The 26,463-nt window shown below is 43.7% G+C and carries 17 protein-coding genes and 1 riboswitch; of the genes, 2 read left to right on the top strand and 15 right to left on the bottom strand.

The annotated features are described in order from the left end of the window. Window positions 1-2: 2 nt before the first annotated feature. The 11 genes from MFMK1_RS06130 to MFMK1_RS06080 all read right to left on the bottom strand — a co-directional run bounded on the left by MFMK1_RS06130 (window position 3) and on the right by MFMK1_RS06080 (window position 9,431). A complete protein-coding gene (locus MFMK1_RS06130) occupies window positions 3-269 on the bottom strand; it encodes a (2Fe-2S)-binding protein (protein WP_366924243.1) in 267 nt (88 codons plus the stop codon). Next, window positions 259-762 (bottom strand): 4Fe-4S binding protein, encoded by a 504-nt coding sequence (locus MFMK1_RS06125; protein ID WP_366924242.1) that lies wholly within the window; start codon window positions 760-762, stop codon window positions 259-261. Before MFMK1_RS06125 ends, MFMK1_RS06130 begins: the two co-directional genes overlap by 11 nt. A gap of 14 nt (window positions 763-776) precedes the next feature. After that, entirely contained in the window at window positions 777-1,853 is a 1,077-nt protein-coding gene (locus tag MFMK1_RS06120; RefSeq protein ID WP_366924241.1) for an NAD(P)/FAD-dependent oxidoreductase, read from the bottom strand. Further along, window positions 1,840-2,154, bottom strand: a complete 315-nt coding sequence (locus MFMK1_RS06115; RefSeq protein ID WP_366924240.1) for a (2Fe-2S)-binding protein — start codon at window positions 2,152-2,154, stop codon at window positions 1,840-1,842. The genes MFMK1_RS06120 and MFMK1_RS06115 overlap by 14 nt, the downstream gene beginning before the upstream one ends. A gap of 209 nt (window positions 2,155-2,363) precedes the next feature. Then, the gene (locus tag MFMK1_RS06110; RefSeq protein WP_366924239.1) at window positions 2,364-3,083 is read right to left on the bottom strand and encodes an ABC transporter ATP-binding protein; all 720 of its coding nucleotides are present in this window, start codon (window positions 3,081-3,083) and stop codon (window positions 2,364-2,366) included. After that, window positions 3,083-3,853, bottom strand: coding sequence for an ABC transporter ATP-binding protein (locus MFMK1_RS06105; protein ID WP_366924238.1), 771 nt, complete (start codon window positions 3,851-3,853; stop codon window positions 3,083-3,085). Before MFMK1_RS06105 ends, MFMK1_RS06110 begins: the two co-directional genes overlap by 1 nt. A 29-nt stretch (window positions 3,854-3,882) precedes the next feature. Beyond that, entirely contained in the window at window positions 3,883-4,875 is a 993-nt protein-coding gene (locus MFMK1_RS06100) for a branched-chain amino acid ABC transporter permease (protein WP_366924237.1), read from the bottom strand. 77 nt (window positions 4,876-4,952) lie between these two features. Then, window positions 4,953-5,861: a branched-chain amino acid ABC transporter permease gene (locus MFMK1_RS06095; protein ID WP_366924236.1), complete on the bottom strand. Its 909-nt coding sequence runs from the start codon at window positions 5,859-5,861 to the stop codon at window positions 4,953-4,955. A gap of 99 nt (window positions 5,862-5,960) precedes the next feature. After that, entirely contained in the window at window positions 5,961-7,160 is a 1,200-nt protein-coding gene (locus MFMK1_RS06090; protein WP_366924235.1) for a branched-chain amino acid ABC transporter substrate-binding protein, read from the bottom strand. Window positions 7,161-7,640: 480 nt separating this feature from the next. Then, on the bottom strand, window positions 7,641-8,393 hold the full coding sequence (locus tag MFMK1_RS06085; protein WP_366924234.1) for a FadR/GntR family transcriptional regulator: 753 nt from the start codon (window positions 8,391-8,393) through the stop codon (window positions 7,641-7,643). A gap of 45 nt (window positions 8,394-8,438) precedes the next feature. Further along, entirely contained in the window at window positions 8,439-9,431 is a 993-nt protein-coding gene (locus tag MFMK1_RS06080; RefSeq protein WP_366924233.1) for an ornithine cyclodeaminase family protein, read from the bottom strand. A 198-nt stretch (window positions 9,432-9,629) separates the two neighbouring features. On the opposite strand from MFMK1_RS06080, the gene MFMK1_RS06075 reads away from it, so the two are divergent. Beyond that, window positions 9,630-10,517: a DMT family transporter gene (locus MFMK1_RS06075; RefSeq protein WP_366924232.1), complete on the top strand. Its 888-nt coding sequence runs from the start codon at window positions 9,630-9,632 to the stop codon at window positions 10,515-10,517. 138 nt (window positions 10,518-10,655) lie between these two features. On the opposite strand, the gene MFMK1_RS06070 is transcribed toward MFMK1_RS06075, so the two are convergent. Further along, the gene (locus tag MFMK1_RS06070) at window positions 10,656-11,981 is read right to left on the bottom strand and encodes a C69 family dipeptidase (protein ID WP_366924231.1); all 1,326 of its coding nucleotides are present in this window, start codon (window positions 11,979-11,981) and stop codon (window positions 10,656-10,658) included. Window positions 11,982-12,165: 184 nt separating this feature from the next. Between MFMK1_RS06070 and MFMK1_RS06065 the strand changes: the two genes are divergently transcribed. Continuing rightward, a complete protein-coding gene (locus MFMK1_RS06065) occupies window positions 12,166-12,336 on the top strand; it encodes a hypothetical protein (protein ID WP_366924230.1) in 171 nt (56 codons plus the stop codon). 153 nt (window positions 12,337-12,489) lie between these two features. Here MFMK1_RS06065 and MFMK1_RS06060 read toward each other — a convergent pair whose 3' ends face one another. The 3 genes from MFMK1_RS06060 to htpG all read right to left on the bottom strand — a co-directional run bounded on the left by MFMK1_RS06060 (window position 12,490) and on the right by htpG (window position 25,935). Continuing rightward, window positions 12,490-21,786 (bottom strand): S-layer homology domain-containing protein, encoded by a 9,297-nt coding sequence (locus MFMK1_RS06060; RefSeq protein ID WP_366924229.1) that lies wholly within the window; start codon window positions 21,784-21,786, stop codon window positions 12,490-12,492. A 134-nt stretch (window positions 21,787-21,920) separates the two neighbouring features. Beyond that, a riboswitch (cyclic di-GMP riboswitch) is annotated at window positions 21,921-22,010 on the bottom strand. 322 nt (window positions 22,011-22,332) lie between these two features. Beyond that, window positions 22,333-23,739 carry a sodium:solute symporter family protein gene (locus MFMK1_RS06055; RefSeq protein ID WP_366924228.1) on the bottom strand — a complete coding sequence of 469 codons (1,407 nt, stop codon included), beginning with the start codon at window positions 23,737-23,739 and terminating at the stop codon, window positions 22,333-22,335. 318 nt (window positions 23,740-24,057) lie between these two features. Further along, window positions 24,058-25,935, bottom strand: coding sequence for a molecular chaperone HtpG (htpG, locus tag MFMK1_RS06050; protein ID WP_366924227.1), 1,878 nt, complete (start codon window positions 25,933-25,935; stop codon window positions 24,058-24,060). Between the last annotated feature and the right edge of the window lie 528 nt (window positions 25,936-26,463).

Genomic DNA, 26,463 nt, shown 5'->3' with positions numbered 1-26,463 from the left:
CCCTATTCACCACCTAATAAATAGCCAAGTCTAATTGGTTTAATAGGCGGCCGGAATTTGGGTACTGCTACCTGTTCTATGGGGCAACCTGTGGCTTTAGCAATCTCAGCGGCAATAATTTGACGGCAGCCCCTTCCCTGACAGGGTCCCATCCCACTACGACTAATTCTCTTAATTTCATCAATGCTTGTGTGACCTTGTTTGATCAAATCCCTTATCTCTGCCATGCTAATATCCTCGCAGCGACAGACTATAGTTCTATCCGCCACAACTTATCCCCCCTCCCAGAATATTTCTAACTGTCATTAATAATTCTTTTGGTACTGCCAACCAAACAACCGGTGTCTTCTGCTGGCCTTTAATCCGCTGTACTTTGACAACTCTAGCAGTCCCAACCAATCGTCCTTCCCTGTCAAGAGTCTCCACCCGGCTGCCTTCAGCGGGCAGCGGCAGATATTCATAGGGCATTTTTAATAACCCCTCATCGTCAGAATAAGTGTAATCAATAACAAATATCGCAAGCCCCGGGCAGTACGCCACACAAATTCCACAACCGGTACATTTGCTTTCAATCATGGACGGAGTATCATTTATATCAGAAAACTCTTTTATTGCTCCCTTGGGACAGGCGGTAAAACAGGGATCGCAGGGTATTTTTTGAAAGCATTCCATGACAGCCACCGGACCCTGCTCCGCCCTCTTCTCGGTTGGCATAACTTTTTGAATGTCTTCGTTTGTCGGCACTCCCGTTTTGGCTAGCATGTTAACCCTTCTTTCTAACCAACTAATAGTTTTAATCCCTTGCGTATCTTTGCCCCTGCCGGACCGGAGCGCAGCTCCGCTAGCTGTGCCAGGGCCTCCCGGCGTATTTCAGCAAATTTACCGCTGCCATAACCCAGACTACTTGCTGCAGCTGCCCCGGCCAGTTTCCCCTCTACCATAGCCGCACTGGCCTCCTCTATGCCACTGACGTCACCCGCTACATATATATCCGAAACAGTGGTGGTAAGGTTCTCATCCCTGACGGGAATATGCCCGCCTAATTGCGGCACATACTTCATTTTGCACCCGGCCTGCCACAACAGTTCAGTCAGCGGCGTCAGTCCCACTGCGATACAGACCACGTCAACCGGAATATCTATCTCCGTTCCCGAAAGTGGCTGCCAATTCTTATCAAGCTGCATAATTAATGCGCCTTCCACCATCTCCGTTCCATAAGCTTCCTTTATGGTATAAGAAGTGTAAATAGGTACTCCGGCTCGCCTTATTTTCGCTGCGTGCACAAGATAACCACCTATTTCCGGCGCCGCCTCTACTATGCCTGCGACCTGGACCCCGGCCTGCAGCAATTGATAGCTTACAATCAGTCCGATATTACCTGACCCTATCATGAGCACTTTCTTTCCCGGTAGAACCCCATATACGTTTGTCAGCGTCTGAACCGCCCCTGCTCCATAAATTCCGGGCAGATCGTTATTGGGAAAAGGCAGTGACTTTTCCGCGGCTCCAGTGGCCACAATGTATTTTTTTGCCTTGATGGTGATGATGCTCTCGTGGTGCTCCGCAGTTATGACCCCATCTTCATAATAGCCAAGTACTGTTGCCCCAAATTTCATGGTAACATTAGGGTATTGACTGGCACTTTGGTAAAGAGCCTTAGCAATGTCAATACCCCGGGCAGCAGCATGCTGCGCCTTAGACCCAAAGAATTTATGGGTCTGTTTAATTAACTGCCCACCTTCCAAGACATTACGCTCCAGTAAAAGAACATTTGCACCCATGGAAGCTGCAGTGATAGCAGCATTTAAACCGGCGGGTCCGGCACCGATCACTACGATATCAGTTGTTATCACGCAGTTCACCCCTTCCGGACTGGGTTTGGACATGCATCCCTTCCCTTAGTGCTTCTACACAAACACGCACATTGGGAATCCCGTCCACTTTCATTAAGCAGGAAGAACAATTTCCAATCGCACAATAAAATCCCCGAGGCCGGTTTTTGTTATGAGTATGCCGTAGGACTTTAATTCCCTCAGCGTGTAGTGCCGCGGCAATAGGTTCTCCCTCATAACCTTCTACTTCCCGTCCGTTAAAGAAAAAATTAACCTTCTTACCCCTGGTAAAATTTATAATGGGATGTTCCTCCACCCGCAAAATTATCCCCCCCTAACTAGTAACCTGCCGCGAACCGATCAATTGGTCTGACCATCGTCAGCCAACGTATCCAATAAAAAGTATCGCCTGCATTTATCATGTTAATTCTTATTAAAACCCTGGCGCAGGCAGAACCTCTTTGGTGACTTAGTTTCTTTTGTATAAGGAAAACCTTGATAAGTAACTTGTGCTGGTGCATGGTTGCATTTTTATTTTTCGCCTAAGTAAGCCTTCCGCACAGCTTCGTCGGCAAGTAAATCATCGGCACTACCACTAAGAACGCAGTTCCCCGTTTCTAACACATACCCTCTGCTGGCAACTTTTAATGCAGCCCGCGCATTTTGTTCCACTAATAAAATAGTAACGCCTTGTTTATTGATCTCCCTGATAGTTTTAAAAATATTTTGTACTAATAAAGGCGCGAGGCCTAACGATGGTTCATCCAGCAGCATCAACTTTGGTTTGGCCATCAAGGCACGCCCAATAGCCAGCATCTGCTGTTCGCCCCCGGAGAGAGTTCCGGCAGTTTGATTCTTGCGTTCTTCTAGCCGCGGAAAGAGATCGTATACAAAACGCCGAGTTTTTTCTACTACATTCCAGTCTTTTTTTCTTCTCGAATAAGCACCTAAACTAAGATTTTCGTGTACAGTTAAGGTGGAAAAAACCCGTCTGCCTTCCGGGGATTGGGAAATACCCAATTCAACTCTATCATGTGCCTTAACAGTTTTTAGAGAATCGCCATTAAACAGAACATCCCCTTTAACAGCTTTTAGTAATCCGGAGATTGCTCTAAGAGTTGTAGTCTTTCCTGCACCATTAGCGCCGAGCAGTGTCACAATTTCTCCCTCACCTACTTCAAGGGAAACACCCTTAAGTGCATGGACATGACCATAATTAATGTGTAAATTTTCTATTTTTAATAAAGTCATTAGAAATCATCCTCTTGTTTTCCTAGATAAGCCTCAATAACCTTCTCGTTGGCTCGTATTTCCTCCGGGGTTCCCTCGGCTATTTTTTCGCCGTTATCCAGTACTACGATTCGGTCAGATACATTCATTACTACACTCATGTCGTGTTCGATTAGTAGTACGGTAATCCCGGAATCTCTGATAGTTTTGATAAGTCCCATTAATTCGAAGCTTTCCTGCTCATTTAAGCCGCCGGCAGGTTCATCTAAAATAATTAATTTGGGAAATGTAGCTAATGCCCGAACTATTTCCAACCGTCTTTGGTCCCCATAAGCCAGGTTTTTAGCCAATTCATTGCGAACATGCCAAATTTTTGCTAACTTAAGCTTTTCTTCAGCAACCTGATATATCTGCTCTTCTTCTTTTTTTTGCTGACGGGATTGAAAAATAGATGCCCACAGCCCTGCTCTACTTCTTACATGCTGGCCGGACATAACATTCTCCAGAACTGTCATGGTTCCAAATAGCCTGATGGTCTGAAAAGTTCGAGCTATCCCGCTGCCGGCAATAACATGGGGCTTAGACCCCACCACGCTTTTCCCTTCCAGGCTCACATCTCCCTGGTCAGGCTGATATATTCCCGTAATTAGGTTGAATACCGTCGTCTTGCCAGCCCCGTTCGGACCTATCAATCCAAGAATTTCGCCTTTTCTAATGTTGAAATCTACAGAGCTAACAGCTGTTAAACCACCAAAGGTCTTAGTTAATTGCGATACTTCAAGAATGTTCATGGCATACCCCTAACCTTTATTATCTGTATTTAAATCGAAACAGCTGATTGTTCCGGTTCCGGCAGCTCCACTTCATCATCTTCCATTGCCCGTCTCATACGCTGACTAGGCCACAGCCCCTGCGGACGGAAAATCATCATAATGATCATAGCTCCACCAAATATCAGCATACGATATTCGGCGAATTCTCTGAATATCTCGGGGAGTACCACCATCCCAAATGTACCTATTATCACACCCGGAATAGAGCCAGCTCCACCCAGAATAACAATGGCGAACATAATTACCGATTCCCATATTGTGAAACTATCGGGAGAAATAATCATCATCTTGGCAGCATAAACGTTTCCAGCCACACCTGCCAAAGCAGCCCCCACTACAAAGCCAAGCAGCTTAACCCCTGTAGTATCTATTCCCATAGCCTCAGCCGCCAGCTCATCCTCGCGGATATAGTTCCAGGCTCTGCCAATGCGTGAGTTATCTAACCTGCGTTGGGCTAGAATAACTATAATTACCAGCAACCAAATAAGATAATAAAAATGATTGGGCTGACTTAGCTTAAAACCAAATAAATATGGCCTAGCTATACCGAAAACTCCGTTGGGCCCTCCGGTCAATCCTAACGGGTCATTAATTAATGCAATGCGAACAATTTCCGAAAAGCCAAGGGTAACAATCAACAGATAATCTCCACGGAGGTGTAAAATAGGTCTGACAATCACAAATGCAACTGCCGCGGCCACTAATGCGGAGACCGGCAGTAACCAAAAGATGGGAATGCCAAACTGGGTATTTAAGATTGCTGTCACATAAGCACCTATAGCATAAAATGCCGCGTGACCTAGATTATACAATCCGGCGTGCCCAACTATAATATTTAAACTCAAGCCTAAAAGAATATATAGCCCGAAGAAAAATCCTACGTCAATCCAATAGGAATTGGCCTTGAGAGGATAAGCCAGTACAAGCAGAGCCGGAATCAAATACCACCACTTACCTAAATCCTTTAATCTTTGCAACATATCCCATGATCCTCTCTGTTACTAATTTTGTACCGTCATTACTAACAATAAAATAAAGAGGTTCTTCCTAATCTTTTCTATACCTTATCTGCAACTCTTTCACCCAGCAAACCGGTAGGCCTAAAGATAAGGATTACAATTAAAATAAAGAAGGCGATAGCATCTTTCCATGACGCAGAAAAATAACCCGCTCCTAAAGATTCCACCACCCCTAAAATCAAGCCGCCCAGCATAGCACCGGGGATATTACCTATTCCACCCAAAATAGCAGCGGTAAATGCCTTAAGTCCATAAGACCATCCCATCATAAAACTTATTTGTCGATAGTATAGGCCCACCATCATCCCGGCAATTCCACCTAGCGCAGGTCCAATAATGAACACCATGCTTATAATACCATCTACATTGATACCCATTAATCGAGCAGTATCATGGTCTAGTGCACTGGCACGAATAGCCGAACCTAAAAGCGTTTTCTGAATTAAGAAATAAAGACCAAGCATTAAGCTTACTGAAACTAAAAGTATTATTAACCGCATTAATGTAATTTGTATGCCAAAAATTTCCCATGTAATTGCCGGGACTATATTTTCTGGCATCACCTTATAGTTTGGACCATAAAGGAGCATAATGGCATTTTGAAAAAATATTGAAGCACCAAGAGCAGATACAAGAGGGGGCAAACGCCCCACATTTCTTAAGGGCTTGTAGGCGGCTCTTTCCAGAACTACACCAGCCACAGCCACGGAGCCGCCAATAAGAACCACTAATACCAACAGGCCTATAACTAAATTAGGAATGATGTTAACCAACCCTGCACTAACGATAAGTGATAGTGCAAAATAAGCACCCAATGTAAACAATTCTCCATGGGCAAAGTTGATCAGTTTTAAAATGCCGTAAACCATGGTATAGCCTAGAGCGACCAATGCATAGATGGAACCCACTGTAATTCCATTAATTATTTGTTGAAAAAAAACATCCATAACTAACCTCCTAAAGGAGCATCATAGTTGGTCCCGGGAGAAACCATGGCGATCTCTCCCAACAGGACCAAAAATGTGAGTCTTATAGGCAATTGATTATTAAGCGTTCCAGTTAACCAAACTACCATTCTCATCGAATTTGTAAGCTTTATGAATTGTCCCCTTGCGGTCACCTTTCTCATCATAGTTAATAGGACCTGTGATGCCCGGGAAATCTTTAACATTACGCAGGTATTCTGCCAAAGTATCAGCGTCGGTACTTTCAGTCTCTTCGATGGCGCTAACTATCAATCTGAAAGCATCAGCAGCACTCAAAGTCCATACGCTGGGAGGGATTTCCCCGTATTTTGACTCATAATCGCTAACGAATTTATTTGCTTCAGGGTTGTCAAGGTCAGAGGGTCCCGGCTCAGAAATAATGAAGGTTCCCCCACCTTCCATGATGGCACTTTTACCAGCGATCTTGAAAAAGTCCGGGTTATTATTGGCATTACCAGCCACAAATGGTACCATCATACCCATATCCCGTGCCTGGCTCAATAAAAGCCCGCCTTCGGAAAAATAGCCTGTAAACCAAAGTGCCTCCGGATTAGTATCTTTTACTTTTGTCAAAGTGGGATTAAAGTCCAATTCTCCCGGTTTAATTGCATCAATAAATACCACTTCTCCGCCTTTTTCTTCAATATATTTTTGAGTCCACTCAGCGAGCCCCTTGGCGTAAGTAGTATTGTCATGAATTATGGCAATCTTTTTCTTGTCTAAATCATTGACCATAAACTCAGCAGCGAAAAGCCCCTGGCGGTTATCCAGGAATGCGGTTCTGAAGAAATGGGTATATCCCTTTTCAGTTAGGTGTGTAGCGGTGGATGAAGGAGTTATGTGCAATAAACCTGCCTCATTGTACATATCGGAAATAGGATCTGTATTAGTCGAATTATATGCACCTACTACAGCCACAACGCCACTGGAAATCATTTTCTGGGCAACCAGCGCTGCTTCTTTCGGTTCCCCTTTGTCATCACCCTCAACAATTTCAACCTGGCGTCCTAAAAGGCCACCCTCATCATTGATCTGTTGCGCCAATATAGTTGCCCCATTGACAAAACCGGTGCCCTCAATAGCCCATTTACCGGTAATCGGTCCCTGAATGCCTATTTTAATTGGCTCATTGGAAGCAGCCGGCTCTTCCTTAGCGTCCTGGTCCTGACCGGGCTCTTCAGCTGCCTGCTGGCCACCGCAGCCGGCCAAGCCAAGCACTAATACACCCACCAGTAATAACAATACTAATTTTTTACCCATGTTTATCCTCCTTTTTCTCCTACCTGGATTTAAAACCATTGAACCCAAACGGGCCCACATTTAGCGTTTTTGTGAACACCCCCCTCTTTTTGCAATATTTTCTAAAAGTGGATCATATGTCTTCTTTTCTATGCTATTCCTATCTGAATAACCATCGCGGTCACCTTCTGTAAAATATACATAAGCTCTCAGTATAATATGACCTGCATTGTTTATCATGGTATGACCAATTTTGATATACTTTTTCTAATATTGCGACAATTGTCGACATTGGGCTCATCATTAATAACTGCATAATTAAAGCGGCTAATTATTTTGCAAAATTCAGATAGTTTATCATGGTAGGACCAATTGTAAGATATTCCTTCGGTAAATTTTTCAAATATCCTTCCTGTTTGCGCAAATTTTAAGAATTTTCGTTCATTGGTGCCCTGTGGTTCTGCAAATTAGATTAATTCTTTCCTTTTCAAGAGTGGTTCTTTATTTCGTCAGATTTAGGTTCAAATCCCCGTCATCCTTCTTATCTGATTGTTCATTAATCAAACTATGGAGTTCTTCTTCTGACATTTGCAGATGCTTTATAACCAACTCTGCTGCCTTTTGCGGTTTATTGTTTTTTATTGCCTCGTAAATCTGAAAATTTTGTTCGCACCAAGTCTGTATCGGCCCTTTTAACAATTCCCTTCTTAACGGCGCATACGCCTCTCTGGTTAAGCTTGTCAACATCACCATGGTGTGGTATAAAACTGAATTCTGGGTTGCTAGCGCTAAAGCAATATGGAATCTTTCATCAGAATCGTCCGCATCTCTTCCCGCATTTACATCATTTTGCATTTCTACAGCTGCTTCCCGTATGGTCTGTAAGTCTGACTTACCCGCCCTCTCTGCTGCCAACTTAACTATCTCTGCTTCCAAAATCTTACGAGTCTCTAAAAAATCAAACACTGTTTCCCTTTCTTTCAGCATAATACTGGCTAAAGGTTCGACCATACTTTCCATACTCACTTTTTTGACATATGTGCCCCCACCGGGCGTAATTTCTATTAAGCCCATAGCATCCAATGCTGTCAGTGCTTCCCGCAGGGCCGAACGGCTTACTCCCAATTTTTCGGCCAGCTGCCGCTCCGGCAATAGCTGATCACCCGGAGCCAAGGTGCCTTCTTGAATCAGCTTTCTTACTTGAGCTACAATATCCCTGTATAATCTTGTTCGCTTTTTCCGTGCTATATCCATTTCGTCACCTAACCCTCAGATATTATAATAATGCCACTTAATATTTTAAAATATTTCTATCTCCTGTCCAAGTCTCTTTACCTTTGCATTTTCATAAATAATCTTTGCAACCGCTATGTCCTGCACTGCTATACCCACGGATTTGAAATAGGTAATTTCCTCGTTACTTTCTCTGCCGGGCATTTCACCGCTGGTAATTTTACCGATTTCACTATAAATATCCGCTTTACTTAGCACGCCTTTCTCCATCGGTATAATCAGGTCACCCGCTTCCTTAAAGGAGGCGTCAAAAGAATCAATCACTATTTTTTCAGCTCTTGCCAATGTTATTTCATCGATTTCCTGCATTTCCGGGGTAAAAGACCCTATTCCATTAATATGGGTTCCCGGTTTAATATCATTGCCGGAAAACACCGGTGTTTTGGAAGTGGTTGCAGTCATTACAATGTCAGCATCTTGTACCGCTTGGGCTGGGGAGTTTGCCAATACCGCGGAAAAACTAAACCCTGCTAACTCTTCTTCACAAAGCTTTATAAAGTCCGTCGCCCGCTGCACATTAATATCAAATATAAAAACTTCTTCTATATTTCTTTCTTCTAGTACTGCTTCCAGCTGGCGTAATGCCTGACCGCCGGTTCCAAACAGAGCTGCCTTCCTGCTGCTTTCTTTTGCTAAATACCTGGTTGCCACGCCTGAGGCGGCGCCGGTCCTTAGTGCCGTCATAAATGTGGCATCCATGAGACATAAATGTTCTCCCGTCTCCGAATCACTATAAAGCATCACCGCAGAAATCGTCGGTTTAGCCTGCTTCAGATTTTCCGGAAACACGGATACAACCTTGATCCCTACGCCCCCCTGTTGGGCCATAAAAGCAGGCATAAACAGCATGTCTCCATTCACCTGATCACAATGAATCCTAGTTCGCAGCGGTGTTTCAGCTTTCTTTTGATAATAGTGGCTATATGCCAATTCAACGGCATCAATAGCTTCCCGCATGGTTACCGCTTTTTTTACATCCTCTTTTGATAAAATTAGCATAACAACACTCCCCTCTCCGTTTTTTTTTACTAATTTTCAACACAAGTGATTGTGTTGGGACAAATCGAATGCTTACCTCTTAACTATCCACCTCTAGTCTGGAAAATTATTGCACTCGACCGTGTCGACCTGTATAATACAGCCATCAAGGCTTTCAATCAAAGAAATTCAAAATTCCGTTAGAGAAGGAGAAGCCATATGACATCCGCTTACATGCTCATTTTACTTGCTGCTGTAGCCTGGGGCAGCTTAGGTATCGCTGGAGAAAATTTATTTAAACTGGGCCTGCTTCCCACGCAAATAGTTTGGTTTCGATCAACAATCGCTTTCGCCGGTATATTGCTTTTAACCATGACAGCCAATAGGTCTCGCTTACGCATTAAGCGGCATGATATACCTTTTTTTCTTGCCTATGGTTTAATAAGCGTTGCATTATTCTATCTATCCTACTTAACCGCGATAGAAAAAACCGGAGTGGCCGCCGCTGCCATATTGCTTTACACTGCTCCTGCCATTACAGCGATATTATCACGTATGATATATAAAGAACCTATTGATAAGTTGAAGCTTATATGTATTGCTTTAACAATCAGCGGGTGTTTCTTGGTAGTTAAAGGTTACGACCTGAACAACCTCAAGCTAAACACTTCCGGTATTCTCTGGGGGCTGATGGCAGGCCTAACTTACGCTCTCTATCCCATTTTCGGCAAACACGTGGCGGATAAATATCACCCATGGACCATAATTTTATATTCCCAGGGTATTGGATCACTTTTTTTAAGCACTATGTTCTTTCCAAAAACTATAATTACCGAAACCCAACACCCTATGACATGGGTCTACTTGCTCTATATCGGTATCATCCCCACTTTATTCTCTTACCTTTGTTATAACGCCGCCCTAAAACACGTCGCTCCTGGGCGGGCCAGTATTATAGCTACGTTAGAGCCGGTAGCAGCAGTATTTTTTGCTTATGTTTTTTTGGGACAGCTTTTAGAGCCTGTACAAATGGCAGGTGCTTTCCTAGTAGTTGTTGCAGTAATTATTGTTCAGCTTCCAAAAAAATTTACTTTCCTTAAACAGTAAAGCCGCGAGGAAGTATCTTTTAAGAAAAAGTTTGTTTTCTGAATTTTGTAAATTCTATAAGCCTTAGCTTTTATCCTTCTTCATCTAGAAAAACGTTGTATTAAAGTTGCTCTTCATTGTACCACGAGCAACTTGAAACTATTTCACTATTTCCTCTGCTAACCTCTTATTTTGCTTTCCCCAATAATATCTAAAGTACGGGTTGCCCACAATATGTGACCTATTGTGCTGGTTGTTCTCAATAGTTTTTGTAAGCAATTGCTCTTCTTTTTCAAAACCGTATTTTATAATTTCTTGTAGTGTTTGCTGGGACACATCTTGCAAACTTAGTGCAGCTATTTTCCTTTGTAAGTCTAGTTCTAACCTATCACGTTGGGTTAAAAATTCGTCGAGATCAGCAATCCTGTTTTCTAAAATCATTCGATGCAGCTGTTCGCGCCTTTGCCAAAATTCAATCGCGTTTTCTTTTTCATCTTCAGAAAAGGTAACCCGCTCTCCTTCTATCAGCCATAGCGGCTTAAAAAGAGATATACATGGTGTAGAACTCCCGGTTACCCAATAAGTATTTTGGTGTTTGTTTAGAGCGGCAATATAGCTGCCTGTGGTATGATCTCCAAATAAAAAGCCCCCATGCATACAAACACTTTGTAAAGAGTGTTTTTTAAATTGCTTGCCTTCAATGTTCTGGTCGTGACTACGAAGTAAACTTGCTACTTTCTCTACTGTAATATTTCCTTTGTTATTATCCAAAAAGGCATGGGTTGTTTTACACCTCTGGTTTGCTCCACTTAAACGCGTAATCAACTTGTCAGTATAGCATTGAGCGAAGTTAAAATCCTTTTCACTCTTACACCAACCCTTATCAATGGCATGTTGGATTAATTGGTCATGACAAAGCTCGAAGTCCTTTTCAATAGTAAGGCAGTTTGAAATGGTTCTAATGTCTTTTACCTTTTGCGCAGCCCAGTACTGCCCTGCAGTTTCCAGCACCCAAGCAGCATCCTTATCAGCGATTAAAAAAGAATTATGGTAAGTAAATGGTTTTTCGTAACCACAGTTCCCACCTTGGCTATACTTTTCTAACAGGTCGGTAATTAGATGTAACGCCTCTTCACTGGTTTGAGCTCTTTCAAGAGCAAGTCTTGCTAAATCCATGCCGAGGAGACCGGTCTTAGCATATTTTTCTTTGGTAAAGACCGCCTCGTTTCCGACATTAACGCCAAACTCATTAGCCCCCATCTCACAGCCCCAGATCCAAGAAGGTTTCAATAGAAATACTTCGTAGGTTTCTTCCACTTGGTCAACTTCAATGTAGGTGCACTTAACTTTGGTCCCTTGTTGATACTTTTTTCTAGGAACTCTAACCATTATATGAGGTTCGTTTGGCTGTCTGTCGCTGTTCTTTGCAAAGATTACTGAACCATCACTAGTAGAGTTACCTAATGCCACTAAAGTGTCGCACATTATTGTTGATCCCCCATTTCTCTTCTAATTCAAGGCTTTGATAGATATCAATGTTGTACTTATGTATTGGTTATTAGTCGGATAATTACCTGCCTACCCAAAACGAAAATAGCATCCGAACATATAAAATTAACACTTGAGCTTCTCCAAAGCAGCAGAAAATCTTTATATTAGTCAACCGACTGTGTCTGTACAGGTAAGGAAGTTGGAAGAACAATTAGATGCCGTCCTATTCGAACAGATCGGTAAGAAAATCTATTTAACGGAAGACGGCAAAAAGCTCTATGAATATGCTGATAAAATATTTAATTTGGTTAATGAGGCAAAATTAACGATAAATGATATGACCATTTAAACCCCCTTCATCTAAAAATATCAGCTTATCTTCTTAAGAAAAACAGGTGGCCCGGTTCAATCTTGCTGGTAAAGGCCACCTGTTTATTCATTAATTCATTTTGATATTTTATATCATCTGCATACAGCCTAAGCTGACGTTTTGTATTGGTTCTTACTCGACAACATTCTCAATAAATCTTTTTAGAACTGCCGCAACTTCAGCGCGGGTGGCTGTGTCTTTCGCATCAAAGAGGTTGTTTAGCTTACCGTTGATGATGCCGGATTGCTGCATTGCCTTTACCGCATCTGCCGCCCATATGCTGATAGTGTCATCATCGGCAAAATTTGCTGCTTCATTCTCTACGGCAAGAGCAAGTCCAGTGTATTCAGCAAATTTGGCAACCATCACCGCCATCTGTTCGCGGGTAATTGCATCATCTGGCCTAAAAAGTTCGTTGCCATAGCCATTAACAACATTGACTTCCGCCGCCCACTCAACATAGGGGGCGTACCATGCGTCCGCCGACACATCCTTAAAGCTTGAAACGGTGAAACCAGTTACCTCAGCATCCCACATTCTCCCAAGAACAGTGACAAACATTGCTCTGGTCATACTCATATCGGGAGAGAATATGCCCGGCTCCGTTCCATTGAACAGTTCTCTTGCCGAAGTAAATTGAATGTCGTTCGCCGCCCAATGCTCCTGAATATCGTCAAAGTTCTTTACGTTATCCTTAAACCAATATGTCCTGCCGTCTTTCGCAATCCATTTCACCTGCCCGTCAACTACAGTGGAAAATCCCACAATGTTTTCCACGTCATCCTCCTTGAAATACGGCAGCAAGGTATTCAAGTCTACGCCAGCGCCGGTGTCTAAATTAAGCTTTACCACGTCCACCGACATATGCTCCGTGTCAGCAAGTACACTTGATATAGTTTCTAAACTGCTGGACCTGCGCTTATACGCGATGGAATAAGTGGAAAAACGGTCTGCCTGGAACTGAAGTGCGGTACCACGGTTAACAACTGTCGCCGGCAGAATATCAACCACACCGTTATGTTCCCGGACAATTCGATAGGTATATCTACCCCGCAATTCTTCGGGAAGGTCAATGGTTATTACCACCGGCTGTTGCGTGGTACTGATTACTTCAGTTTCTGTTGTAGGGACCCCCGCTTCACTGGCTGTTGTAACCACTTTTTCCATGGATATGTCAAAGAACCGCAGCGAAGCTCTGGGCGCTGCTGCTTGAATCCCTGCAATGTCAGGTATCTCTGTTTCCTCTTTCTGCTCAATAACTAATTTCACCGTAACATCAACTGTAGTGCCCGGCAGCTTTGCCGTCTCGATTTCCTTGCTTAAATCCACCGAATTCAGCAGATTGCCCTCTTCTACCGTAGCAGTGACAGCACCATCGGTTTCTACCACTCCCTGATAACTGGAATTGATTATTTTAATAGCAAATTGATTGTTGGTACCACTACCCAGGGAAATTGTAACTACAGCTTCGCTTGCATCCTGAGGAATAAGCACATCAGTATATTTCTCATTGCTGGAAAGCCCAGCTGTGCCCGCCGTAGTTGATACCCTGATTTCCCGCGGTGTGGCGCTCATTGTCGGTCTAACCTTAAGTTTAACAAAGTAATCTGTTCCGTTTTCACTGTAGCTGGCTTTAGCAATAATATTATGCTGCCTTTCAGCCTCTTTATCAACAACGGCAGTAAGGGTTTGACTAGTTTCCTCCCCATCTGCACCGTCTTTAGTGATTAATTCTACAGTGTAACCGAGTACAGTAATTTCGCTGTCGGGAATAATAGAGTCGGCAATGGTCTTGAAACTCCATGCATCTAGCCCGCCAAAGGCAGCCATTTTATTTCCGGCCCGGTCAGTGAAAAATCCTTTATCCACAACGATATAGTATCGCGTATTTTGGTTCAGTGTCTCGGGCAGAGTTACGTTGGCCGTTTTGTTTTCGTTTGACAGCTTGACACGATTGTTGCCGCTGTGAACATCCATCACCTTTTGCTGCATACGCCCGTTGTAAATGGCGAGGTAGCCGTCGCCCTTTACCAACGGCTCATCCGCTGTGAAACTGATGGTAGGGGTGATACTAGTATCAATTGACCCGTTTAGCGGAGTATAGCCGCTTAGTGTTGGCAGCGTAATGTCGCGGTTGACTGTATAGGTCACACCCAAGCTTACATTTCCAGCCGCGTCAATTGTGCGAAGCTGTACGGTATTTGCTCCCTCCAGCACACTAAGGACGTTTTCTTCTGGAACATCCGTCCACTTGACTACATCATTTGCCGGGTTGACAGTGTTGTTTAGCTTATACTGGGCTTTAATCGGGCTTTGTTTTACATCATTTTCTTTAGCTGGGGCAATGCTGTAGTTCCCAGCCTGATAGTATGCCGAATTATCTACCTCTGCTCCACTGAGCATCAGCGTTGGGTTATCAATCGGGCTGTCTGTATCTACATTAATATAACGGGTCTGCTGAACGGCGGCATTGCCTGCCCGGTCTGAGGCCTTAACGGTGACTTCATATTTGCCGCTGACGTTAAATGTAACGTTATGAGATTTCGCGGCAACATCCGTTGCATCGCTAATGCCCGTAAACAACTGACTAAACTCGGCCATATCCTCGGAGTAGCCAGTGCCATCCCATCTTTTCACACTAATATGCAAATTATCTAAAGAAGCAGTAACTTCGTCATTGACAGCATCATATACATTCATGGTTACGGTTTGTGAGCCGGCCAACCATGCATCGCCTGCATCAGCGCTAGTGTCCGCGCCGCTAAAAACAATAACCGGCGGGTGGTTGTCTATGATGATAGCGTAAGTCATCTTATCGCCGGCAGCGATAGTATTTCCGGCCTTATCCGCCGCACCGATCACTAAATTTCCCTCGGTATTTGCAGCAAGGTCAAAAGTTGCCAATCCGTTGTCGTTTATAGCTACAGAATGGGTTAAGCTATCCATAGAATAGCTGACTGTGTCAGGACCGGACAGTGCGTCGGAAACCTCTACGGTGACACGGATGGGTTTGTTAAAGAAATTCCTATCCACATTAAAGTCTGTGGCCGCTCCTATGATACCATCGTCGTAGATTGTTTGATAGTATACATCGGCAATAACCGGTTCAGTGGTATCTACGTAATAGCTTTCCTGGATTGGGTCGGTGAAGTTTCCGGCTTCATCTTCGGTCCATATCTTTAAATTCCACTTACCATCCGCCGGGATAGCAATGCTGCTGCCGGCAAGAACGCTGCTGCCAATCGGCTCGGCATCCGTATCATTCCATACGTTATATTTCACGGTGATTGCAGGTTTATTTGCTTCTGCCGCCGGCTTAGTCACCTGAATGGTGGTATCAGTGTTGTACCACGTGCTGTCTGTGTTTGGCGCCGGAAACAGCATGGAAGCACCCATAGCCTTATCCAGCGATTTCTGCACTCTAACGGTAGTTTCGCTGCTTTGGTCAAATAGGTTTGCGCCACTCACCGCCTTGAACTTATAGGTAGTATTGGTGTCGGCAGAGATTGTGTAGACATTTCCAGTAACGGGCTGCCAAGCCCCGCCACCGATGTTTACCTGGTATGTGGTTCCTGAAAGCTGCGTCACGCTGTTTCCTAAAGTGAATACTACATCCTCGTTTGTCCAGTCCCCGGAATTATAAGTTTCACCATTTGCCGCACCTTGGTTAGCAGACACGGTGAAGACGGGCGTTATCTTATCAAGTTTCACGGTGTATACGCTACTTTCTGTTTCTATGCCGGCATGATTTATCAGCTTTACTTTTACTTTATTAGTATAGTCACCGTCTGTAGAAATAGTAAACTGATTTGTGCCGCCCGCACCCCATGCTTGAGCCGTACTCCAGTTCATACCGCCATCTATGGAAAAATAATACTCCCTAATCTCGCTTTCAATATCATCTCCAGAAACCGTAAGCGTAACATCCTGGTTTTGCCATATGTCCGAAGCCCCGTTGATAGATACGTCCACCGGTGCTGATTTGTCAATTTTGACTGTATAGCCGCTGGCCCCGCTTTCTATGCCGCTGCCGCTCACCGCCTTGAACTGATAGGTGGTGTTGGTGTCGCTAGAAATTGTAAAGGTATTTCCAGTGACAGGCTGCCACGTGCCGCCGCCGATGCTTACCTGATATGTGGTTCCTGAAAGCTGCGTCACACTGTTTCCTAAAGTGAATACTACATCCTCGTTTGTCCAGTCCCCGGAATTATATGCATCCCCGTCTGCCGTGCCTTGGTTAGCGGACACGGTGAGGACCGGGGCGGCGGTGTCAATATTGATTGCATCCGCCCATGCGGAAGTTACGTTGCCCGCTTTATCCGTCACCTGATAATAGATATAGTTGCTTCCTTCAGCTGATACCATTACAGTGCCGCCGCTTGCCGGCAAGTCCGAAAGCCCGGCGGGGGTTACGTCCGTGTTGTCCGCGATGGCATATTTTGCTGAAGCAATGCCGCTATAGTCATCAGAATAAACCACTATAGCATTATATACGGTGTCCTGCCATCCTGCCGGTGTTGTAACACTAACCGCAGGGGCTAATGAGTCAATGCCGCTGATGGGCAGGGCATACTGCGTACTGTTACCCACTGCATCAGTCACTTTAATATAATAGGTGGCATTTTGGTCTGCAACAAAGCTGCCGCCGTTGGTAATTGCCGCATAGGTGCCATCAGCACCTCTTTTCCATTGCACTGCAGCCACTCCGCTGCCGTCGTAGCCCGTGACAGTTCCACTTGCGTCCACTACAGGACTTGTTTTATCGTTGGCGGTTACCGTCACTGTTTTGTTCTGTGCCCAGCTGGCAGCGGTATTACCGGCATCGTAACCGAACGATACATCAGGAGCTTCGTTATCTATGAAATTTACCACAATATTTTGTGTATCGCTTAAGCCGTTTTTGTCTATCACTGTAAACGTGTAGAGACCATTTTTACTAACACTGACACTGCCGGTGTGCGGATAGCCGGTAGGCAAGTTCGCACCCTGCATCACTGTTCCCGCGGCATCTATAAAGCTAATATCCGCACTAGCCTGTTTTACAGTATAGTCTAACGTTACATCTCCCTGCTGCCATGCGGACAAAGTAGCACCCGTTGCTTCAATAACCGGTGGCGTGTTATCCGCCACTGTATTCCCTTGCGAGTGGGCATAAGCGATATTCCCAGCATTATCCACAGCCTTTACATGAAGATAAGCCGTTCCCACTGTGTTATAAGTGGGAATTGCTCCACCACCAACATCCATTGATTTCCAACCGGTTGACGGCACAGTTGTACTATTCGTCCAGACGTACTGTAGGTCAGCAATCCCGGACCCACCAGCTTCATCCGTGACAGAAGTGCCGAAATCCAGTGAGTTATAGCTTGTTCCGGTATTGCCATATTCATCGATAGTTATAACTGGCTGTGTGCGATCCAGTCTAGACACATCCACTCTTTCAACGATTTTGCTGCCGTAATCGTCAGTTAGCGTAAATGCGTAAGTGCCGTTAGCGGTCACATTAACGGTTTGGCTGCCGGTATAAGTACCTGTTCCGGCACCGGTCATAGAAATATTCACCTGTGCATTGGCACTGTTTGAAACTACCAGATTAATATTACGGACCTGCGCCCATGCACTGTTATCAACCGTTACCTCTATGGTTGGCTGTTGGAAACTAAATGCTTGATATTCCCAGCGAGTGTTGCCGTTTGAGTGCGTTGCCAATACATGAAGGTAGAGTGTTCCATTCGCCAAGCTTTCCGATAAGGTGCCGCCTGCCGCACTGGAAAAATCCATCCAACCGGAAACCGGCATCGTCGTGCTGCTCGACCAAGCGTACTTAGCAGAAACAGCGGAGCCAATGGTGGTTACAGCAGTATGTTTAGGCAAAGTGCCTGTGCTGCTGCCTGAGAAGCTGATAGTCGGGCGAATGGTATTGGCGTCAATCCCTGTGCCGCCGGCTGTGCCTCCCGAAGCCGCCCCGGCATAATCCGCCAAATCCCTAATACTGCTGCTGTTATTAACAGCAGTTACGTCAACAGACGTGAAGTTTTGGTCGTCTTTGTCCACGGTGCCCTTAAATACCAGTACATTGGTACCGACACCTTCCACGTAGCTAAAGGGTGTATCTGAAAGGTTTGTATTGATGGTTACGCCGGAAGCACTGCCGATTACTTCATTAAAGATAAGGCTCACGTAAACCTCATCCCCATAACTGTACGTGCCGCCCGCCATCGGTGCAATTGCGATAAGCTGCGGCTCTGTGGTGTCAATGGCACGGATGGAGGGTGCAAAATGTTTCTTATACCAATCATCATCACCGTCGCCTTCAGCATCATACTGCACATAGACAGTTTTTCTTTTACCGATGTTAACAGCTTTGTTTCCATCGGTCAGTGTCCCGCGGTACTCGGTCAGACATGAGCTTGGATAAACCGCCATCGCTTCGCCATCGGTAGTCATAGGAAATGTATAGGTTTCGGTTGTCGAATCCCAGCTCCCTGCATTATGTTCAAGTTTACCGAAATATAACTCAGAATCCTCAAACACTTGTATCCACTGGTAGCCGTCGTCATCTTCAGAAAGTGTCAGGTCAAACTTCAGTGCGTAATGGTCTGCTACGGCATCTAAATAAGCGGTACCTGTATTATTTACTTTAGTAAAACTAACGGTATCTTTTGCACCTGCATTTGATGTGTATCCGTCGTCTCGGATAAAATAATCTCCGCCGTTTATTTCACCAACTGCGTTATATTGATTAAAGGATTCTGCAGCAACCTGCTTAGAGCTGTCCAAAGCAATAGTTTTTTTCGCCCGGTTTGTCTGAACAGTCGCCCCGCCTGCTACTTTATATAGTTCCAAATAGAAACTACGTGCTGCATTTTGATAGGTAGTGGCAGGGTTACCCCCATACTCCCTAGAAACGCCACTGACAGTTACCTCAACCGACTTCGAATATTCGCCTTCCGCAAAGGTCAAAGTACCATTTTTATGCGCAAAATGTACGCCGCCGATAGCCGTACCGTTAGCAGTGCGGAAATAAACAACTTGGCTGCCTTCAGTTTGATTGGAAGGGCGGCTGACGGTAAATACCGCGGTGCCGCCGCCGGCAGGTATAACCCCTGCATCAGCACTCACGCTGAAACTGCCGTACTGCGGCGCGCCGATGCCAAAGCTCTTCTGGTCGCTGTAGTAATAGATACCATCCGCTTTAACAAAAACACGAACATAATAATTCACGCCTGGGACAAGACTTGCTGCCACAGCACTAATGCTGCCCCCCTTATTCAATGCTCCGGCCACGGATGTTTTGCCGCTGTTCACTTCGTAGGTGGGTTTTTGAGAAATCCCCCAGACAAAGCCGCTTTCGGTAATATTAAGTCCGCCGGTATAATCGAGCACCCCAGACAGGGAGGCAGTCAGTGCCGCCTCATTTACAGTTACGTCATGCTGGGTAAGCTGCAGCGGCTTGGGTACAACCGAGAGGGTAATGCTACTGGTCGTTTCGTTACCCGCCGTATCCTGCGCGGTAATGGTGACAGTTTTATCTGCCAGAGTTGATGAAAAACCGCTAATGGATGATATAGTGTAAGGATCCTTTGGAAGCGAAACGTCATCACTGACGGTAATGGCGCTATTAATAGCAGCAGTTACAGTAGCGTCCTCCACATCCTCCATAACGGAAACATCACTAGCGTTAATAGTAGGTGCGACCTTGTCGATATTTGATACCGTAACCTTGTAATTAGTTATTCGCGGCTCACCATTCAATATATATTTCGCTGCAAAGGCATAAGTCCCGTTTTCGCCAACAGTCTGATGCGCCGTAGTAATGCTGCCGTTGGTGCTGCCGGTAATATTGGCGCTTCCATACCATACCTGTACATCCTTGATAACCGTGGGGTCAACATTTTCCACTGCAAGCTGGATAGCGACACTCCCGTTAGTCAAAGTGGACGGCGAAAGTGTATGGTCAATCCTTACTCCAAATACCGGCACCTTACCGCTTTCAAATTCAAAGGTAATTCTATCGCTGGCTTTGATGGTTTCAGTTGCCTTGTCCTTAATTAACCCGGTGACAGTGTAAGTACCAGTAGGTGAATTTAGCGGCATGGCCAGGGAAGCGGATTCCTCACTGACGGCACTGCCGAAATAGGTGTCAAGGTTATCTCCGGCCTCATTATTCAGCGTATACTCTGTGTAGTAATCTGTCGATCCACTTTGTTCAATGTTAACTGTTGAAGCAATTTCCACGTTGCTGCCGTTTTGCACCGCATCGTCCAACTGGATAGAATAGTTGGAGATATTTGTATCCACCGCACCACCGTCCAGTATTAGCTGGGCCCAGTCAACAATGACAATCCAGCCGGGGGAAATGTTAATAGAAACGTAGTTTTCGCCTAATCTCAGCTTGGACAATGGAATTTGCAGCACAGTAGTATTCCAAATACCATTGTTACCGGACAAATTCCCAATGGATGCTCCTGCTGAACCCGACCCGGCAGGGGCGTCATTGATAAACACATAATCCTTCTCACCGGACTCCTCGTCTACATCATAAGCCTTAATAGCAATATAGGCACTTTCCGTAGGCAGATTATTCAGGGTAAAGGAAAACTCTATCGGATAGTTTGTCGTCCAGCCAAACATAATTGAATCCATATCGCCATCGGACACACCGGTATGAGCATTATTATCGTTATCATTTCCTACCACAATGGTATCCGGATAAGTGGTAACCGGCACTGAATTAATAGTAAAGAAGCTTTGGGTCATAAACGCAGTGGATTTAAAGGTCTGCTCTTTGGTATCTAGCATAGGCTGCACTTCATAGCTTGCCATTGCATCATCTAAGGTCATCGGTTTGGGGTTTTCCTCCAAACCTGCTTTCATGGCTTCCAAGTCAATAGTATCTTTTATGTTATATATCTCATCAATGACCGTTTCCACATTATCTTCAGTGTTATATGTATCGCTAGTAACCGATTCTACATTGTTTTCAATGTTATAGATATCGCCAGCGACCGATTTTACTTCCTGGTTGGCTACCGTTAGTAAAATGCTTGGCACGGTATCAGTGTCAACGGAATAGGCCGTTAGCTCAGGCAAAAACAGATATTCTCCCGCAGCACCATCATATTTTGGTTTTGACGTCCAGCCTACACTTTCAATGGTCATGGTCTCAGACACAGGTTCAGTCACCGTTCCATCATAGACATAACCCTTGACGTTTAGTGTATCGGGCAGGGCCAAGGCCTCTACCGGGGTGTCATACGCGACGGTTTGCTTCAGTACCGTATCATCAAGCGGCAGCAATTCGGTAATAACCGTCGTCCCTTTCGATAAATCGCCATCGCCACTATTGATAGCAAAAGCGGTGTACGGCAATAGCAACGCAACACATAGCGCCACAGCTAAGATTCTTGTCCCTGTCCATTTTTTCATGTTGATACCCCCAAATATGATTAGTTATGCTGTCATAATGTAGTGATGCATTTCCGATAGCAAAAATCGCTTCGATTGTTTAGCCTAGGTAAAAAATTAATGGTGTAAAAAAAGCATAAAAAAAACAGTACCTCCTTGGCAGCCGGCTACCATAACCCCATGATAGAAGTCTTAGGCCCTCGGTTTTGCGCCCCTGCCTTTCAGCAGGTTTGCCTTATCGTTTTACAAAGTAAGTACACCTTGGAAACTACGACAAAAATTAACAAACAAGTATTTTATTCAACACATTATTAGGTATACCTGCTATTATTTGCTAAAAATTTGTCGTATTAGGTCGTTTTTTATGAATATGATCAGACTGAGCCATGCCGGGTGACTAAAAAAGGCCATTAATATTTAACAAAATATTAATGGCCTAAAAGCATCCGCCTAATTCATAGCTAGAAAGGAACCGTCCCCCTTGTTGGGACATTCGGGTAATATTTTATTGTTAATCCGGATTTAGCTTTTTAGCCAGCCATGGGACTCTCTGTTCAAGTAAGTAACTTATGCTTCAACTTCACTTTGATCGTAGACTGTTTCTTTATGATCTGAATATGTGGCACCGGGGATTAATAAGGAAATAACTGTGACAGCTAAAGCAATGATAGCTAATGAAAAGTTAGGGTGAACTTTAAAGATATAATTCGGCGAAAATAGTAAAACTGGTCCCAACACTAATAAAAACAGCATAATACCTAAACCTACTCTCGGCTTTAATTTAATAGGAAGGAACCAAGATACCAATAATGGACCAATGTAAATTACAGATGACCATACACCAGTAAACATTACCAACATGATAATACCACCCTTCCACATCAAGGCCAAAACCAAAGCAAGAATACCGACAAAAATTGTCGAATAAACCGTCATTCTATAAACTTCCTTTGAAGAGGCATTAGGCTTAATCCTCAAATAGATGTCTTTTACCATTAACGTTGCGGAGGAATGGATCCAAGAATCGGCGCACGACATAGCAGCAGCAATGATAGATGCCACAAAAATACCCGCAACAAAAGGAGAAAAGGTATTCATAATCACCGCTGGCACTGCAGCTTTTGCATCTAAGCCAGGTAACTGAACCCTAGCCAACACTCCAACATAGGCTGATAGTAAACCTACCGGCAACACTAAGAGTCCTGCTAAAATCCCCGCTTTTACTGCATTCTTAGGCGTTGTCACAGATGCACAACGTTGTAACCATGGCTGGCTGACAAAACCAAGAGAAATAAGTCCTCCCAGCCAGGACGTCAGTGGCACAATTCCGACGTTAGTCCAAGATGAGAACTCTGATGGTAGTTTACTTAATAGTTGCGACATTCCGCCAAACTCTTTTATAGTCAACGTAGACAGCAATACTAAGGCTATATAAATTACAATCACTTGAAGTGCATCCGTAATTGAGGCCGACCACATGCCTCCCAATATTGTATAAAAGAGAATAACACAAGCACTAACTATAATTGTAATAGTTAAATCCCAGCCCGTGATACTTGTTAATACTACCCCGGCGGCGAGAAATTGAGCTGCTGTCGGCCCAACCCAACGCAAGATTGTCGCTACAGCCAACACGTAACGTGAGGTTTCACCATAATCCGCAGACAGAAGTTCAGGTATCGTGTAACAGTTTGATGCTCGAAAACGAGCAGCCGCGACAAACATCGAAACTAATAACGAGACACCTAAAATTGTCGGATATAACATGGAGGAAATCCCTATTTTGTAGGCCATTTCTCCTACACCCAAGGTCGCTCCCGTCCCAATTAAAGTAGCAGCTATGCTTAAGGCTGCAATTCCCCAAGGCAGCTCCCTGTTGGCAACCACGTGGTCCTCAAATGTCTTTGTTTTTAAAATACCCACTATTCCCAAAAGAACCACTAGCAATAAGTAAATGCAAATAGCAACATTCATTCTATACCCCCATTCATGCTTTCGCCTAATACTTAGCTCCCTGATTAATTACTGGTATTTTATTAATACCACTTAAGGCGCTATTCAGCTAACCCGAGCGTTACTTAGCTACGCAAATCATTCCTTTTTCTTCTACACAATTCTACAATTTTCACAATATTCCTTCAATTTATCCTGGATTAATTTCCCTTCCCTAGGAGTTGTCTCGTGACGAGTAACAAGGCTAGAAGATAATTCTTATATGGCGGTATGACCCACCGATGTCTCAGAAGAAGGAAAAGCCGCTTTCAAGCACTAAGGCTTGAAAGCGGCTTTTGCCTAGACCATTATTTTACAGATATTGTTTGTAAATTCCACCGGATCATCTATCGGCAACCCTTCAATAAGTAATGCTTGATTATACAGCAGACCTGTATACAGCTTAAACTTATCCTCATCTTTTTCGTAAGCTTCCTCTAGTATTTGAAACACTTCGTGATTTAGATTAATTTCCAAAACCTTGTCTGCTTGCACATTTTGATTATTGGGCATAGATTTTAATACTTTCTCCATTTCTATGCTTAGTTCACCATCGTTTGAGAGACATACCGGATGATTCTTTAATCTTTTTGAGGCCCTAACAGCCTTTATTTTGTTTGACAGGATATCTTTCATCTGATCAAATAATTTTTCGTTGCCCTTATCCGCGTCAGAGGGATCTATGTCTTGCTCGGTGTCAAGACCCAAGTCACCGCTAGAAACCGATCTAAATTCCTTGTCTTTATAGGAACTTAAAATACTGATAGCAAATTCGTCAATATCATCAGCAAAGTATAAGATTTCATAGCCTTTATCTGAAACAAGTTCTGTTTGTGGCAGTTTCTCAATTCTTTCAATTGATTCTCCCGAGGCATAGTAAATGTATTTTTGTTCTTCAGACATTCTGGATACATATTCGTCTAAAGTGACAAGTTTTTGTTCTTTTGACGAATGAAACATCAGTAAGTCCTGCAAAATATCCTTGTTGCTCCCAAATTCACTGTAGACTCCATATTTTAGCTGTCTGCCAAAGGATTTGTAGAACTCTTCATACTTCTCTCTATCATTTTGTAAAATCTTTTCTAATTCATTCTTGATTTTAGTCTTGATATTTTTAGCGATAAGTTTCAACTGTCTGTCGTGCTGCAGCATCTCCCTGGAAATGTTAAGAGACAAATCTTCTGAATCCACCATTCCTTTGACGAAGCTAAAATAGTCAGGCAGCAGATCTGCACACTTATTCATAATCAAAACACCGTTTGCATATAACTCCAAGCCTTTTTCATATTCTTTTGTGTAGAAATCGTATGGCATTGTTTCCGGAATATATAAAATTGCTTTGTAACTGACCGTACCTTCGGCACTTATGTGAATATGTGTTATCGGCTTGTCAAAGCCATAGCGTTTTTCTGCATAGAAGTTGTCATAATCTTCCTGACTAAGCTCGTTTTTGTTCTTTTTCCAAAGAGGTACCATACTATTGATGACCTGCTCTTCGCTGTATTCCTCGTATTCCTTGTCACTGCCTTCCTTCAATCTTGTCCCACTAACTTCCATTCTTATCGGGTACCTGATAAAATCGGAATATTTCTTAATAGTGGATTTTAACTGATATTCCTCTAAATACTCGTCAAAATTCTCATCTGCCGTAGTCTCTTTAATCTTAAGAATAACATCGGTGCCCACTGTGCTCTTTTCACACTGCTCAATGTTGTAACCGTCCGCACCCTTTGATTCCCATTTATAAGCCTCATTACTGCCCAATGCTCTGCTTATCACAGTTACCACTTCTGCAACCATAAAAACCGAATAAAATCCCACTCCAAACTGTCCGATAATGTCATGGCCATCTTTTCCTGCGTTTTCTGCTTTAAATGCCAATGAGCCACTGTTTGCAATTACTCCCAGATTTTCCTCCAGTTCTTGTTTTGTCATGCCAATACCAGTATCGGATACCTTCAATATTCTGTTATCCTTATCGGCAGCTACTTCGATGTAATAGTCTTCTTTATTAAAGCTTAAAGAATCATCTGTTAAAGCCTTGTAATAAATTTTATCGATGGCGTCACTGGCATTGGAAATTAGTTCCCTTAAAAAGATTTCCTTGTTGGTATAAATAGAGTTGACCATCAAATCCAACAATCTTTTAGATTCAGCTCTAAACTGTTTTTTAGTCAAATGAATCTCCTCCTCTTAATTTTCAGCAGTTCCTTTAATTCTATCATTCTCTTCTTCTGAGTGCTAACACTATTTTTATATACCAAAAGATAAGGTTAATGTCAATAGTTTCGTGTGAAAAATGGAATATAGATGGGCCCTGCTATCTACTTTGAGCCCGATATTTCCATATTTAGCTATGCTGCCTCGGGTTATTTTTATTGCCAGAGTTTATTGAGCATGCTATAATCATTATTGTTCAGAAAAGTTAATATTGGTTTGTAAAGGGGAGTAGCTCACCAAGACTGGTGGTAGTGTCGACATTGCGGCTGGAAAGCCCGGTGCTACCTTAGCTTAGCTAAAGCGAGACCTTTACCTTGATAGGGATAATGTCAAGGTAAAAGGTCTCTTTTTTTGTACCTTACTTGGCCAAATAAGAGGTTTTGTTTCTAACTGAGGAAATTGCATAATTAACTTTTTGCAACTTCTCAAAAATAGTTCAAAAAATGCAATAAATACTAAACCCACTTTTAATCTGTGGATAACTAA

Source organism: Metallumcola ferriviriculae (assembly GCF_035573695.1).
Taxonomy (GTDB): Bacteria; Bacillota; JADQBR01; order JADQBR01; family JADQBR01; genus Metallumcola; species Metallumcola ferriviriculae.
Note: the sequence above shows the minus strand (reverse complement) of the source record. Positions and strands in the feature narration are given on the sequence as shown.